This is a genomic window from Streptomyces sp. NPDC058240 (assembly GCF_042882135.1).
Lineage (GTDB): Bacteria > Actinomycetota > Actinomycetes > Streptomycetales > Streptomycetaceae > Streptomyces.
In genome coordinates this window covers 260,924-276,144 of sequence record NZ_JBHVWT010000001.1, presented here as the reverse complement: position 1 = coordinate 276,144, position 15,221 = coordinate 260,924, and the positions used below count along the sequence as shown (strand labels likewise).

At 70.9% G+C, this 15,221-nt stretch carries 9 protein-coding genes and 1 pseudogene; 3 read left to right on the top strand and 7 right to left on the bottom strand.

Features of this window, described 5'->3' with window-relative positions:
- Nucleotides 1–112: 112 nt before the first annotated feature.
- Nucleotides 113–460 carry a hypothetical protein gene (locus ACFVX4_RS01230; protein WP_389970610.1) on the bottom strand — a complete coding sequence of 116 codons (348 nt, stop codon included), beginning with the start codon at nucleotides 458–460 and terminating at the stop codon, nucleotides 113–115.
- Nucleotides 461–852: 392 nt separating this feature from the next.
- On the opposite strand from ACFVX4_RS01230, the gene pulA reads away from it, so the two are divergent.
- Both pulA and ACFVX4_RS01220 read left to right on the top strand, forming a co-directional pair.
- On the top strand, nucleotides 853–6,174 hold the full coding sequence (gene pulA / locus ACFVX4_RS01225) for a pullulanase-type alpha-1,6-glucosidase (RefSeq protein ID WP_389970607.1): 5,322 nt from the start codon (nucleotides 853–855) through the stop codon (nucleotides 6,172–6,174).
- Between the two features lie 189 nt (nucleotides 6,175–6,363).
- Nucleotides 6,364–8,400, top strand: coding sequence for an ATP-binding protein (locus ACFVX4_RS01220; protein WP_389970604.1), 2,037 nt, complete (start codon nucleotides 6,364–6,366; stop codon nucleotides 8,398–8,400).
- Nucleotides 8,401–8,498: 98 nt separating this feature from the next.
- Here ACFVX4_RS01220 and ACFVX4_RS01215 read toward each other — a convergent pair whose 3' ends face one another.
- From ACFVX4_RS01215 to ACFVX4_RS01195, 5 genes are all read right to left on the bottom strand, one after another.
- Nucleotides 8,499–9,221, bottom strand: a complete 723-nt coding sequence (locus ACFVX4_RS01215) for a TetR/AcrR family transcriptional regulator (protein ID WP_266420106.1) — start codon at nucleotides 9,219–9,221, stop codon at nucleotides 8,499–8,501.
- 235 nt (nucleotides 9,222–9,456) lie between these two features.
- A complete protein-coding gene (locus tag ACFVX4_RS01210; RefSeq protein WP_389970601.1) occupies nucleotides 9,457–10,539 on the bottom strand; it encodes a PDR/VanB family oxidoreductase in 1,083 nt (360 codons plus the stop codon).
- Nucleotides 10,540–10,541: 2 nt separating this feature from the next.
- A complete protein-coding gene (locus ACFVX4_RS01205; protein ID WP_389970599.1) occupies nucleotides 10,542–11,447 on the bottom strand; it encodes a metal-dependent hydrolase in 906 nt (301 codons plus the stop codon).
- A gap of 75 nt (nucleotides 11,448–11,522) precedes the next feature.
- Nucleotides 11,523–13,466, bottom strand: coding sequence for a hypothetical protein (locus ACFVX4_RS01200; protein WP_389970596.1), 1,944 nt, complete (start codon nucleotides 13,464–13,466; stop codon nucleotides 11,523–11,525).
- Nucleotides 13,467–13,537: 71 nt separating this feature from the next.
- Nucleotides 13,538–13,675 carry a hypothetical protein gene (locus ACFVX4_RS01195; protein ID WP_389970594.1) on the bottom strand — a complete coding sequence of 46 codons (138 nt, stop codon included), beginning with the start codon at nucleotides 13,673–13,675 and terminating at the stop codon, nucleotides 13,538–13,540.
- Between the two features lie 244 nt (nucleotides 13,676–13,919).
- On the opposite strand from ACFVX4_RS01195, the gene ACFVX4_RS01190 reads away from it, so the two are divergent.
- The gene (locus ACFVX4_RS01190) at nucleotides 13,920–14,648 is read left to right on the top strand and encodes a BTAD domain-containing putative transcriptional regulator (RefSeq protein WP_389970592.1); all 729 of its coding nucleotides are present in this window, start codon (nucleotides 13,920–13,922) and stop codon (nucleotides 14,646–14,648) included.
- Between the two features lie 180 nt (nucleotides 14,649–14,828).
- Here the strand turns inward: ACFVX4_RS01190 and ACFVX4_RS01185 are convergent.
- Nucleotides 14,829–15,221, bottom strand: a pseudogene (locus ACFVX4_RS01185) (glycosyl transferase); the annotation flags it as partial.

The following is a 15,221-nucleotide window of genomic DNA, read 5'->3' as shown; positions in this document are numbered from 1 at the left end:
TCGTCCGCTCAAGAGCGAGTCGGGCGTCGATTCCTTGCGAGCAGGTATTGGGAAGCTCCACCGGGTGAGGGCCACGGTGGAGCCTCCTCATCCCTCACTGTCTACCGACTGGCTACTTGAACTGCCAGTTAGACATTCCGACCACATAGGCAGTTGAGCTCTCGCCGTACTCTGGGGTTCCCATGTTGTGCCACGGCAGGGTGTAGTTCTGCACCACACCCGGGCTGTTGGTGTACTGGAAGGTCACGGTCACGCGCCAGTATTTGGACGAGCGGCCACTGCACCCGGCGTCCCAAATGTACTTCTGGACCGAGTAGTCGAACCTCTTGACCCCTGCGCATCCCGACGGGCCCGAAAAATGGACGGTAGACGTAGACGCGGCGGCGGGTGCCACGTTGAGACACGTCAGTGCAATGGCTCCGGCGGCTAGGCCGACAGTGGTCTTGATGCGTCGTTTCACGCTAGCTCCTTGGATTGTTGAAGTGCTCATTCGGCTGGTGAAGCCTCGAGAAGCTAACATTCTTACAATGACTTGCGGAAGAGATTTCGCCGGCCTCGTTGCACTCTGATGTGCAGAAGTCCGGTCTGGAAAAGGTAGTTGACCTGGCGGCAGAGGTCTCGTACGGTCTGACGGCGCAGGATGTGAAAGAGTCTTCTGCAAGATATTTCAGTCACGAGCCAGTAGCCCATCGAGGATGTGGCACCGAGTGTGACGGATCCGCCGTCGGCCAGCGCGTCTGCATTTTTGATGAGGTTGTGCCGGGGCGGTTGGCCTGATGCGTCGTGCCAATTTGTTCATGGAACCAGGCCCTGCCAGATACGTCGGACGGCCCCAGTAAGGAGACCCCGCCCGTGTCCCGTTCCACCCTGAGACGGGGAGCCGTCGCCGCACTCTGCGCGGCGCTCCTCCCTGTCGTCCCGGCGGCAACCGCGTCGGCCGCGCCGAGACCCCCGGGCCCGCCCTCGGACGCGAAGCTCGCCCAGGCGCCCGCCCGGCACGACCTGACCCGCGAGCAGTTCTACTTCGTCATGCCGGACCGGTTCGCCAACGGTGACACCTCCAACGACCGCGGCGGGCTCACCGGTTCACGCACGGACACCGGCTACGACCCCACCGACAAGGGCTTCTACCAGGGCGGCGACCTCAAGGGCCTGACCGATCGGCTCGACTACATCAAGGGCCTCGGCACCACCGCCATCTGGCTCGCCCCGATCTTCAGGAACCGCCCCGTCCAGGGCACCGGCAAGGACGCCTCGGCCGGCTACCACGGCTACTGGATCACCGACTTCACACAGGTCGACCCGCACTTCGGCACCAACGCCGACCTGTCGAAGCTGATCGACAGGGCCCACGCCAAGGGCATGAAGGTCTTCTTCGACGTCATCACCAACCACACCGCGGACACCGTCGACTACGCCGAGAAGGCCTACGGCTACCGGCCGAAGGGCGCCTACCCGTACCTGGACAAGGACGGCCGCCCCTTCGACGACGCCAAGGGCCTGGCGAAGGTGGACGCGGACTCGTTCCCGTACACCCCGAAGAACACCGGGACCGCCGGGAACAAGGTCCCGTCCTGGCTCAACGACCCGACGATGTACCACAACCGCGGCGACTCGACCTTCGCCGGCGAGTCCGCCACGTACGGCGACTTCTCCGGGCTGGACGATCTGTGGACCGAGCGGCCCGAGGTCGTCTCCGGCATGGAGAAGATCTACGAGAAGTGGGTCAGGGACTTCGACATCGACGGTTTCCGGATCGACACCGTCAAACACGTCGACCTGGACTTCTGGACCCAGTGGGCGACGGCCCTGGACACCTACGCGGCCAAGCGCGGCCGTGAGGACTTCTTCATGTTCGGCGAGGTCTACTCCTCCGACACCGCCGTCACCTCGCCCTACGTCACCCGGGGCCGGCTCGACGCGACGCTCGACTTCCCCTTCCAGGAAGCGGCACGCCAGTACGCCTCGCAGGGCGCCCCGGCCGCGAAGCTCGCGGCGGTGTTCGGCGACGACTACCGCTACACCACCGACAAGGCCAACGCCTACGAGCAGGTGACCTTCCTCGGCAACCACGACATGGGCCGCATCGGCGCGTTCCTGAAGCAGGACAACCCGAAGGCCGACGACGCGGAACTCGTCCGCCGCGCGGAGCTCGCCAACGAGCTGATGTTCCTCGGCCGCGGGAACCCCGTCGTCTACTACGGCGACGAGCAGGGCTTCACCGGCGCGGGCGGCGACCGGGACGCCCGGCAGACCATGTTCGCCTCGAAGACCGCCGACTACCTCGACGACGACGAACTGGGCACCGAGCGCACCCACGCCGCCGACGCGTACGACACGAAGCACCCCCTGTACCGGAACATCGCCGCGCTCTCCGAACTCACCAGGAAGAACCCGGCACTGCGCGACGGCGTCCAGACCGAGCGGTACGCGGAGGGCTCCGTCTACGCCTTCTCCCGCACGGACTCCGAGCAGGGACGCGAGTACCTCGTGGCCACCAACAACGGCACCGCCCCGAGGACCGTCGAGCTGCCCACCGCATCGACCGGTATGAACTTCCGTACGCTGTACGGGGGTTCGGCGACCATCCGCAGCGGCGCGGACAAGAAGATCACCGTCACCGTTCCTGCCCTCTCCAGCCTCGTGCTGCGCGCCGAGAAGCCCTTGGGCGCCCCGGCCACCAAGCCCGCGATCACGCTCAAGGCGCCCGCCGCCGGAGCCACCGGCACCGTGGAGCTCTCCGCCGACGTCGACGGCGGACAGCTGAACCGGGTCGTCTTCGCCGCGCAGACCGGCAACGGGAAGTGGGTCACGCTCGGTTCCGCCGACCACGCCCCGTACCGGGTCACCCAGCACCTGGACGACAAGGTGGCGGCCGGAACACCGCTGCGCTACAAGGCGGTCGTCGTCGACCGCGCCGGCCGCACCGCGAGCGCACTCGCCGCGAGCACCGCCGGACAGGCCCCGGCCGACGCGAAGCCCGTGGCCGTACAGCGCGACTACGCCGTCGTCCACTACAAGCGCGCGGACGGCGACTACGCGGGCCGGCAGCTCAGGTCGGGCGACGCGACGGCCGACTTCACCGGGCGCGACGCCTACGGAGCCTTCGCCTGGCTCAAGCTCGACGAAGGCGCGTCCACCGTCCCGTACACCGTCGAGAAGGACGGCACCGCCGACGGGCCGCAGCGCACCGTCGAACTCGCGAAGACCGGGCAGGTCTGGATCGAGCAGGGCAAGGACGGCCAGGCCGACACGGCCCCCGACGGCGCCTACCCGCCGCAGGACACCACGAAGGCCGTACTGCACTACTACCGGCCCGACGGCGACTACGACGGCTGGGGGCTGCACACCTGGACCGGCGCCAAGGACCCCACCGACTGGGCCAAGCCGCTCCAGCCGGTGAAGAAGGACGCCTCCGGTGCCACCTTCGAGGTGCCGCTCACCGATGGCGCCACCTCGCTCAGCTACATCCTGCACAAGGGCGACGAGAAGGACCTCCCCAGCGACCAGTCGCTCGACCTCGCCACCTACGGGCACGAGGTCTGGATGCTCGGCGCCACGCCCGGCTACCTGCTGCCCCAGGCCGGCGGCGTACCCACCCCCGACCTCTCCAAGGCCGAGGCGCAGTGGATCGACGCCGACACCGTCGTATGGAAGGTGAAGGCCACCGGCGCCACCAGCCAGCAGCTCGTCCACGCACCGCGCGGCGGCATCTCCGTCGTCGACGGGGCACTCTCCGACGAGGGCCAGTGGCTGCGGCTCACCCCCTCCGCGCTGACCGACGCACAGAAGGCGAAGCATCCGAACCTCAAGGACTACCCGGCGTTCACCATCGACGCCCGGGACCGGGACAGGGTCCGTGACGCGCTGCGCGGCCAGCTGATCGCCACCCAGCGCGCCGCCAACGGCGCCCTGCTCGCCGCCACCGGCGTACAGAGCGCGGGCGTGCTCGACGACCTGTACGGCAAGAACGCGGCCGGCGCCTCGCTCGGCCCGGTCTTCGACCACGGCCGCCCCACCCTGTCCGTCTGGGCACCCACCGCGCGGACCGTCGCCCTCGAACTCGACGGGAAGAGCGTCCCGATGCGGCGCGACGACCGCACGGGCGTCTGGTCCGTCACGGGCACCGAGCAGTGGACGGGCAAGCCCTACCGCTACGTGGTGGACGTCTGGGCGCCCACCGTCCGGAAGCTCGTCACCAACAAGGTCACCGACCCGTACTCCACCGCGCTGACCACGGACTCCGCGCGCAGCCTCGTCGTCGACCTGGACGACCCCGGCCTCGCACCGAAGGGCTGGTCCGGGCTGCGGAAGCCCGCCGCCGTTCCGCTGCGCGACGCCCAGATCCAGGAGCTGCACATCCGCGACTTCTCGATCGCGGACCGTACGTCGAAGCACCCCGGCGAGTACCTCGCCTTCACCGACACCCGCTCCGACGGGATGAAGCACCTCAAGCGGCTCGCGGACTCCGGCACCGGCTACGTCCATCTGCTGCCCGCCTTCGACATCGGCACCATCCCCGAGAAGAAGTCCGCCCAGCAGAAGCCGGCCTGCGACCTGTCCGTGTACGCCCCCGACTCCGAGGAACAGCAGGCCTGCGTGGCGAGGGCCGCCGCGAAGGACGGGTTCAACTGGGGCTACGACCCGCTGCACTACACCGTCCCGGAGGGCTCCTACGCCTCCGACCCGGACGGCACCCGGCGCACCGTCGAGTTCCGGCAGATGGTTCAGGGGCTGAACGGCACGGGGCTGCGCACCGTCATGGACGTCGTCTACAACCACACCGTCGCCTCCGGCCAGGACGACAAGTCCGTACTCGACCGGATCGTGCCCGGCTACTACCAGCGGCTCCTGGACGACGGCACCGTCGCCACCTCCACCTGCTGCGCCAACACCGCACCCGAGAACACCATGATGGGCAAGCTGGTCGTGGACTCGGTCGTCACCTGGGCCAAGGAGTACAAGGTCGACGGCTTCCGCTTCGACCTGATGGGCCACCACCCCAAGGACAACATCCTCGCCGTCCGCAAGGCGCTGGACGGGCTGACCGTGGCCAAGGACGGCGTCGACGGGAAGAAGATCATCCTGTACGGGGAGGGCTGGAACTTCGGTGAGATCGCCGACGACGCCCGCTTCGTCCAGGCCACCCAGAAGAACATGGCCGGCACCGGCATCGCCACCTTCTCCGACCGCTCCCGCGACGCCGTCCGGGGCGGCAGCCCCTTCGACGAGGACCCGGGCGTACAGGGCTTCGCCACCGGCCTCTACACCGACCCCAACACCTCGGCGGCCAACGGAACGAGGACCGAACAGAAGACCCGGCTGCTCCACTACCAGGACCTGATCAAGGTCGGCCTCACCGGCAACCTCGCCGACTACACCTTCACCGACTCCGCCGGCAACACGGTCAAGGGGTCCGGCGTCGACTACAACGGCGCCCCCGCCGGATACGCCGCGGCCCCCGGCGACGCCCTCGCCTACGCGGACGCCCACGACAACGAGTCGCTCTACGACACGCTCGCCTTCAAGCTCCCGGCGGGCACATCGGCGGCCGACCGGGCCCGCATGCAGGTCCTGGCCATGGCGACGGCCACCCTCTCGCAGGGCCCCTCGCTCTCCCAGGCGGGCACCGACCTGCTGCGCTCCAAGTCCCTGGACCGCAACTCCTACGACAGCGGCGACTGGTTCAACGCCCTGCACTGGGACTGCCGCGACGGCAACGGCTTCGGCCGCGGACTGCCGCCGGCCGCCGACAACGCGTCCAAGTGGTCCTACGCGAAGCCGCTGCTGGCCGACGCCGCGCTCCGCCCCGGCTGCGCGCAGATCGACGCCGCGTCCGCCGCGTACCGGGACCTGCTCACCATCCGCTCCACGGAGAAGGACTTCGGCCTCGCCACCACCGGCCAGGTGCAGTCCGCCCTGTCCTTCCCGCTCTCCGGGAAGGACGAGACACCGGGCGTGATCACCATGCGGCTCGGGAAGCTGGTGGTGGTCCTCAACGCCGCCCCCGGCACCGAGACCCAGACGGTCGCCGGGCTGGCGGGGAAGCAGTACGCACTGCACCCGGTCCAGGCCGCGGGCGCGGATCCTACCGTCAAGAAGTCCACGTATGAGAAGAGTTCCGGAAGATTCACCGTCCCGGGACGTACGGTGGCGGTTTTCTCCCTGAACTGAGCCATGACGGGGCTACGCTGGGAGGCAGCAGCCGTCGGGGAATGCCGCAGCACCGCACCCCCGGCGCGCCCTCCCACCCCCCGGCCGGTCCCGGCCCCTTTCCGGTACGCCAGGCGTCCTCGCATGCCTGCGCCGTACGGGAACCAGGGGCCGGGACCGGCCGGTCCACCTGTTTCAGCGACGGTGACCATGGCGAGCAACATCCCCGAGGAGACAAGCAGCTTTGTCGGACGGAAAGCGGAACTTGCCAGGCTGGAGCACACTCTCGCCACGCACCGGCTGACCACGCTCACCGGCACCGGCGGCGTCGGCAAGACCAGACTCGCCGTCCGGGCGGCCCGGCAGGCGGCGGCCGGTCACCGCGACGGCGCGTGGTGGGCGGACCTGTCGCCGCTCCACGACGACGGACTGCTCATCGCGACCGTCTCCGACGCGGTCGGGCTCTCCGACCACACCCTGCGCATGCCCATCGACGCCCTGTGCGAATGGCTCGTCGACAAGGAACTGCTGCTGGTTCTCGACTCGTGCGAACATCTGCGCTCCGCCTGCGCGCACCTGCTCGGCGAGATCCTCACGACGTCCCCCGGCCTCACCGTGCTTGCCACCAGCCGACAGCCCCTGGACATCAGGGGCGAACAGATCGTCGAAGTGGACCCGCTGCCCGTCGAGGGCGCGGCCGACGCGCTGACACTGTTCCGGGACCGGGCGGCCGCGGCGGCCCCGGAGCTCGCCCTCGACGAGCCGGGGAACGCGGAGGCCGCCGCCGAGATCTGCCGCAGCCTCGAAGGCATTCCGCTCGCCATCGAACTCGCGGCGGGAGCCCTCGGCCGGGACACCGTCGAGCAGGTCGCAGCGAGGATCAGGTCCCGCTTCGACGTACCGGCCGACACGTCGCTCTGGCCGCCGCGCCACCGCACCCTGCGCACCGCCATCGGCTGGAGCCATGAGCTGTGCACCCCGCTGGAACGGCTGCTCTGGGCCCGGCTGACCGTCCTGCGCGGCGACTTCGACGAGGCCGCGGCCCGCGAGGTCTGCGTCGGGCGGCCGCTCACCCCGGACGGTGTGACCCAGGCGCTGAACGGCCTGGTCGCCAAGTCCGTCGTCGGACGGGACGGCCTGCGGTACCGCATGCTCGACACCATCCGCGAGTACGGACGGATGTGGCTCGCCGAACTCGGTGAGGAACGGGCCGCCGCCGACCGGCACGCCGCCTGCTTCCTCGGCCTGGCCCGCAACGCCCACGCCGGCTGGACCGGCGACGACCAGATCAGCTGGTACCACCGCATCGCCGAGGCGCACGCCGACCTCTGCGCCGCCCTCGACCACCTGCTGGTCCACGACACCGCGGCCGCCCAGGAGATGGCGGGACGGATCGGCTTCTTCTGGTGCTGCTGCGGCCATCTTCCGCAGACCCGCGAATACGCCCGGCGCGCCCTGGCCGCCGGACCGGCCGAAGGACCCCACCGCACCCGCGCCCTGTGGGTGCTGGGCATCACCGTCATGCTCCAGGGCGACTACCCGGCCGCCCGCCGGCTGGGCCGGGAGTGCACCAGGGAGGCGGCGCGCGACGGCACCGACGAGGGCATCCTCGCCGCCGCCTATCTGTGCGGCCTCACCCATCTGATGACCGGCCGCCCCGAGGCGGGCCTCCGCGAGGTCGACCGGGTCCTGCGCTCGACCGGCACCGCCACCCCGCTGGAGAAGGCCTACCGGCTGCGGTGCCGGCTCATCACGGTCTTCGCCCTGACCGGGCTCGGACGGCTGGACGAGGCGGCGGAGGCGGCCTCGGTCCTGCGCGCGGTCTGCGAGGCCCTGGACGAATGCTGGACCCGTAGCTACGTCGACTACCAGCTCGCCCTGATCGCCCTGCTCCAGGGCGACGCCGAATCATCCGCCGCCCACGCCCGCTCGATGCTCGCGGGCAAGCACCGCATGCGCGACAGCTTCGGTATCGCGCTCGGCCTGGACATCCTGGCCGCGGCGATCGCCGCCCAGGGCGCGGGCGCCCGCGCCGCCCGGGTGTACGGCACGGGCCAGGTGTACTGGCGCATGGTCGGCCAACCGCAACGCGGCACCCCGGAACTGGGCCCACTGCGCGAGGCCTGCGAACGCCAGGCCCGTGAGGCCGTCGGCGACGCCGCCTACCAGCGGGCCTTCGAGCGGGGCCGGGCGGACAACGCGGAAGTGGGCCTGGCGGCGGCGCTCCAGGGCGAACTGCTCATGTAGCGCGTGCCCGGCCCCATGGGAACGGCCCCGTTGGAACGGCCCCACGAGCCCGGCCCCACGAGAACGGCCCGGTTCCTCGCCGGGCCGCCGGACAGGTGCTACGGCAGCCGCTGCGGGGGAACGGCCGGTACGGCGGGTGCCAGGGCGGAGAGCCGCTCCAGCAGTTCCCCGAACGGCCCGTCCGCCGGCTCCTGTCCGAGTACCCGCAGCACGATGCCCGCCGTCTCCGGGCTGTACGCGGCACTCACCGCGGCCAGCGCGGCGAAGTCGTGCACCAGCTGCAACTCCAGCTCCTCGCGCGGAATCCGTCGGCCGTCCAGCCAGATCAGCGCCGTCGACTCGGCCAGCGACACCCACGACCGCACGATCAGCTCCAGCCGAGCCGGGGGATCCTCGACCCCCAGATGGGCCAGGATCTGCTCGCAGGCGGCCTGCCGCACCCCGTCGATCATCGCGTTCGCGGTCGAGGACCCCGCCGCGGGCCCGCCCCGCATCAATGCCGAGAAGCCGGGCCCGTGCTCGTCGACGAAGTCGAAGAACCGCCCCATCACCCTCAACAGCCGCGACCCGAGCGGACCTTCGCGCGGTTCCACGAACCGGGCCGCCAACTCGTCGGCCGCCCGCCGCAGCGCGGCCTCGTAGAGGCTCTGCTTCCCCGGGAAGTAGTGGTAGACCAAGGGCCGCGAGATCCCCGCGGCGGCCGCGATCTCGTCGATCGACACCTCGTCCGGGGCGCGGTGACTGAACAACTCCAGCGCGACACCGATCAATTGCTGTCTGCGCTCCTCGACGCCCATCCTGCGTCGCACCCCGGTCGTCATGGTGGACAGCGTACCGAGTGGAGCGGCGGGGGAGGGGCGTCGGGCGGCCCCGGACCCGCTCCTAGGCCCTGTCGTCGAACTGCCGTCTGCCGTGCGGCGTCCGGCACGCACGCTCGCGGCGTTGCCGAAATGCCCTGGTAGCTCCGCTACGAGACCATTCCGGCGCCTTGCGATCGCACGCACCGGACGCCGCACGGCCGCCCTCCGGGCGACGACGGCAGTTCGACGACAGGGCCTAGAGATCCAGCACCAGCCGCTCGCCCCGGCACCGCGACACGCAGATCAGCATCGAGTCGTCCCGTTCGGAGTCCGTCAGGAGCTCGTCGCGGTGGTCGATCTCGCCCTCCAGGACGCGCTGTTGGCACGTTCCGCAGAAGCCCTGCTCACAGGAGTACGACACGTACGGAAGCTCGTCGCGCACCGCGGCCAGCACCGATCGGTCCGCCGCCACCCGGACCGTACGGCCGGAGCGGCGCAGTTCGACCTCGAAGGGGCCGGAGCCGGCCGACGACGTGGCCGCCGCCGTGAAGCGTTCCAGATGGAGGGTGCGGCCGGGCGGCAATGCGGCGGTGACCGCGTCCATCAGGGGTTCGGGGCCGCAGCAGTGGACGGCCGTGCCCTCCGCCGTGTCCGCCAGCGCCGCGGCGGCGTCCGGACGGCCCGCCTCGTCCTCGGGGACGACCGTCACCCGGCCGTCCTCCGCGCCCAGCTTCTCGATCTCGTCCAGGAACGGCATCGAGGCACGGGTCCGTCCGCCGTACAGCAGCCGCCAGTCGGCTCCCGAGGCGGCGACCGACCGCAGCATCGGCAGGATCGGGGTGATGCCTATGCCGCCCGCGACGAACAGGTACGCGGGGGCGTCGGCGAGGGGGAAGCGGTTGCGCGGGTCGCGGATCTCCACCTCCTCGCCCTCGTGGAGCCGCTCGTGGACCTCGCGGGAGCCGCCGCGGCCGTCCTCGACCAGCCGCGTCGCGATGGTGTACGTGCCGGGGTCGGCCGGGTCCCCGCACAGGGAGTACTGGCGGACCAGGCCGGAGGGCAGCAGGAGGTCGAGGTGCGCGCCGGGCTGCCAGGCGGGCAGCGCGGAGCCCTCAAGACGGAGCTGGACGACGCCCTCGGCCGGGGTGGTCCGCTCGGTGATCAGCAGCCGGCGGGTGGCCGTGGTGCGGCGCTCGGAGTGGCCCGAGACCGGTTCCTCCAGGGCCGGCAGCGGCCACAGCGGGGAGTTCTGGATGCGGCGGTGCAGGGCGCGCTTGGCCAGCAGTGCGGCGCCGGCGACCAGGACGACGGTACGCAGGCGGGGCAGGGGGAGCGGCATGGTCAGCTGGTTCCCGTCATACGGGCCTCGGCGGCCGTGGCCGCGGGCGAGTGGGCGAGATAGTCGATGGCCTGGGCCGTACTGCCCTCCTGCGAGGGGTGATAGCCGCGGCTCAGATAGCGGGGCACCGAACGCAGCAGATCACCGGTGGCGGGCAGGGTGCCGCGCCTGCCGCTGAGGTAGAAGTCCTTGACCGACCCCTTTCCGTTCAGCAGGCTCGGGTCGTTCTCCATGAAGAAGCGGATGCCCCGCTGCCAGAGGAAGACCAGCGCGCTGAACGCCGTGGCCCAGGTGCGCGCCCGCCGCCGGTAGCCGCCGTCGACATGCATGAACACCTCGAACGCGACCGAGCGGTGCTCGACCTCCTCCGCGCCGTGCCAGCGCAGCAGATCCAGCATCATCGGATCGGCGCCGCGCCGGTCCAGCTCGTCGGCGTTCAGCACCCAGTCGCCGAGGAAGGCGGTGTAGTGCTCGATCGCCGCGATCAGCGCCACCTGCTCCATCAGCCACCACTTGCTCGCTCGGCCCGGCGGCAGCGTCCGGTCGCCGAGCAGCTTCTCGAAGAACCAGTCGACCTGCGCGGTGTACGGCGTCGGGTCGAGACCGAGCTCCTTCAGGCGGGGCAGCACGTCGTCGTGCGCCTGGGAGTGCACGGCCTCCTGGCCGATGAAGCCGATGACGTCCTGGCGCAGTTGCTCGTCGTGGATGTACGGCAGCACCTGCCGGTACACGTGGATGAACCAGCGTTCCCCGGCGGGCAGCAGGAGGTGGAGCACATTGATGGTGTGCGTGGTGAACGGATCGCCCGGCACCCAGTGCAGGGGAGTCTTCTCCCAGGCGAAGGAGACCTTGCGGGCCTTGAGAGGCGTCCGCTCCGACGCGACCGGCGCTGGCTGCGTGTTAGACATGTTGTCAATGTACTGAGAGGTAGGACGCGGGAACAGGGGCGTGCGGCGAATTCCTGACCTCGGCGGGACGACGCGTCAGCGCAGCCCGCCCGCCCGACTGCCGTCCGTCAGCGTCCCGTTCAGCCGCGCCCGGTCGCCCGCCCTGGCCGGCACGGCGAGGAGGCGGCTGTCGGAGCGCCCCTCCACTCCGCCCGACGCGGTCAGCGAGGCGAACTGCTCGCTGCCCGCCGCCAGTACGTACCAGCGGCCGCCCTGCGACTTCCACAGCACCCCCGCCAGCACCCGCGGGTCGCGCGCCCCGCAGGCCGGGGAGTCCTCGGCCCTGGCCGCTACCGCCCCCGGCGGGCCGCCCGTCGCGACGGCCGGTGCCGACGGGGCCTGGAACTGGGCGAGGACCCGGCTCCCGGTGCCCCGCCAGGTCTCCGCCCTGGTGCAGAGCCAGCGCGCGGAACCATCGCCCTCGGGCAGCGGCTGCTCGGCGTACTGCCAGGAGTTCACCGACCGCACCCCGCGCGAACGCACCGCCGGCAGCAGACAGGCGGTCCGCGCCCAGCTGTCCCGCTCCGCCCGCCCGGCGACGTCGTGCGGCGCGGACGGCGGGCCCGAGGTCAGCCGGGCGGGGGTCAGCTCGCCCAGGTCCGTCATCAGCCGGGCCGCCGAGCCGTCGCGGATCTCGATCACCTGCCAGGCACGGCAGTCGCGGGCGGTCGCCGGGCTGGTCAGCGCGGCTGTCACACCGTCGGGGCCGCGGCGCAGCGGCTGCGGGGCGCCGCCCGGCGCCAGCAGGTCCCGCACCGACACCGCGGTCACCCAGGGCGCGGTGAGATAGCGGATCCGGTCGTCGGCACGGGCCACGATCAGGGCGGCGGCCGACGCCATGTCCGCACCGTCCACCCGGGCGAAGTCGAGCCCGACGCCCTCGTCCCGGTCGGCGGCACGGGGCTCCGCGTACCGCACGACGCGCAGCCCGTCGTAGAACAGCACCACCGTCACCTGGTCCACCTCGCCCGCGTACAGCAGTTGCGGCGCGCCCATCGGCGGCCCGATGGGGGTGTCCGGGGTCGCCGAGATGCGCACCGTGCCGTCCGGGTGCGCCCAGACGGTGAGCGCGCGGCGCAGCAGCCGGGTGTCCTCGGTGCGGTTGCCACGGGTGGGCCAGGCGGTGAAGTCGGTACGCGGCGAGCGCCGCCAGAAGTTCGCGGACACCCGGCTCGACCTGACCGGATCCAGGGCCTGTGCCACGGCGGCGTCATGGGTGTACGACGACGCGGTCCGGGCGTCGCGCCCCCAGCCGTTGCCCGGCAGCCCCAGCAGCGCCCCGCACACCAGCAGCGCCGCGACGGCCGCCAGCGCCGCCTTCGCGTGTTGCCGGCGGCGCAGCAGATCCGGCGGCCGGGCCTGGAGCGAACAGGGGTCGAACTCCGGGGAGCCGAGGAGCGAGTACGGCGCCGGGACGCCCTCCGCCTCCGCGAGCGCCGCATGCGGGTCCGCGACCCCGGCAGCCGCGAGCACCCGCCGCACCTCCGTGTCGGCCAGCCCCTCCAGGCCGCGCAGGGCATGGGCGGCGCGCCCGGGGGCGGAGAGTGCCGACAGGGCGTGCTCCAGGGCGAGTCCGTCCGATCCGCCCGAGTGCGGGAACAGCCGTAGCCCCCACACGAGAGGAAGGAGCGACGGCGGCCGGGTGCGGGCCCACGCGCGTCGTGGACGGCCCGCCTCCAGTGCCGCACGCAGCACCCGCCCGCGGGCGCGGGCATAGGACGGATCGACCGCCGCCGCACCGCCGGGCCTGCGCGGCACCGGGACGCCGCCCCCGGCCCCGTACCCCGCCCGGCGTCCGGACAACAGGCACCGCTGGGCCAGCGCGTGCGCCCTCAGCACCCGGCGGTGGCTGCCGAGGGACGGCGGCAGCACGAGATAGCCGAGCCGGACCAGCCTCGGATAGTGCTCGACGAGCGCCGCCCCGGCCTGCTCCCCGTCGGCCGGGGCGGCTGCGGAAGGTACTTCTGGCAGTGGACGCACGTTCAGCAGAACGAGCGAATCGTGCGATGGTCACCCCGGCCCGGCGGTGCGCGGAGCAACGGGCCGTCCTCTCACCGCAGTTGCCACCCGCTGAACTCGACCGTGCCGCGCAGCCCGCTCCCGCCGTTCGTCGCGCTCATGAAGATCCCCACGTCCTGGGCAGCCGCCGTCCCCGGCGCGGCGACCGTGCCCGCCGTCCGCCGGTTCAACCCGTGCGCCTACCTGCGGAAGCTCGGCCGAAGGGCACCAATTTTTGAACCAGATTAGGACAATTCGACATCTCTTGGCGGGTAGAGCAGCATTGCTATGCGGGAGGTGTACAGATCGCTGGCCCCAGCAATGACGGCGCGGCCAGTTGACGGGCGCCGGGTAGACCGACCCCTACGCGATCACAAAGCCATGAGCTCATATGATCTCGCTTTCTTTCCGCCGCCCACCAGGTCCGGGCCGTCCGTGAGCATCTCTCTTCTCGGCGGTTTCGACATCGTAGTCGGCGACGAACCAGTGACCGTCCCAGTTGGCTCGAAGCGACTACTTGCGTTTATCGCGCTACAATCCCGGGCCGCTGTCCCCCGAACTCTGGTAGCCGGGAGTCTCTGGCCCGAAGCATCCGAGCAAGGTGCGAACACGAACCTGCGGTCGGCATTGTCACGCCTCCAGGGCCTCGGGAAGCAAGCACTGAACATCTGCCCCGCCGAGTTGCGCCTCGCGCGGGAGGTCACCGTCGACCTGTTTCGAGCTCGGTCGTTGGCCCAGCGAATACTCGATCCCCATGTCCCTGCCCAGGAGCTCGACCTCAACGCGGCGGCCGTCGACCAGCTGTCCGCCGATTTGCTGCCCGGCTGGTACGACGAGTGGATGTTGCCGGAGGCGGAGCAATGGCGGCAGCTTCGACTCCACGCACTTGAGGCATTGACGGGTGCTTTCATTGACACGAAGGAGTTCGCCTGGGCTGTGACGGCCGCCCATGCGGCCGTCCAAGCGGATCCGCTGCGGGAGAGCAGTCAGGCTTCCCTGATCCGCGCCCACCTGGCGGAGGACAATCGGTCCGAGGCACTGTACGACTTCGAACGCTACGAGCAGCACCTTCGTGACGAGCTGGGGCTCCGACCCACACCGCGGCTGCGCCGGCTGGTGTCCGAACTGCAGCAGTCGCGCCCCGGTAATGGATCCAGCCTCTAGCTGTAGGTTCCCGTCGTAGCGTGGAGTCATTGGCTGCAGGGAAATTTGGCGCTTCGACTGCGCCGCGAGCGAGTTCCCGGAGTTGGCGAACCGGAGTTGGCGAACCCGCCACTGACCAGTGGCGGGTTCGCGCTACCGAGTTTGGTCGGCAGGCTTGTCGTGGTCAGCACGCGACAGAAGTTACGTCTGTGCGCCTTGCTGGAGGACGTTGCCGTTGCCTCCGCCGGTCTGTGCGCCTTGCTGGAGGACGTTGCCGTTGCCTCCGCCGGTCTGTGCGCCTTGCTGGAGGACGTTGCCGTTGCCTCCGCCGGTCTGTGCGCCTTGCTGGAGGACGTTGCCGTTGCCTCCGCCGGTCTGTGCGCCTTGCTGGAGGACGTTGCCGTTGCCTCCGCCGGTCTGTGCGCCTTGCTGGAGGACGTTGCCGTTGCCTCCGCCGGTCTGTGCGCCTTGCTGGAGGACGTTGCCGTTGCCTCCGCCGGTCTGTGCGCCTTGCTGGAGGACGTTGCCGTTGCCTCCGCCGGTCTGTGCGCCTTGCTGGAGGACGTTGCCGTTGCCTCCGCCGGTCTGTGCGCC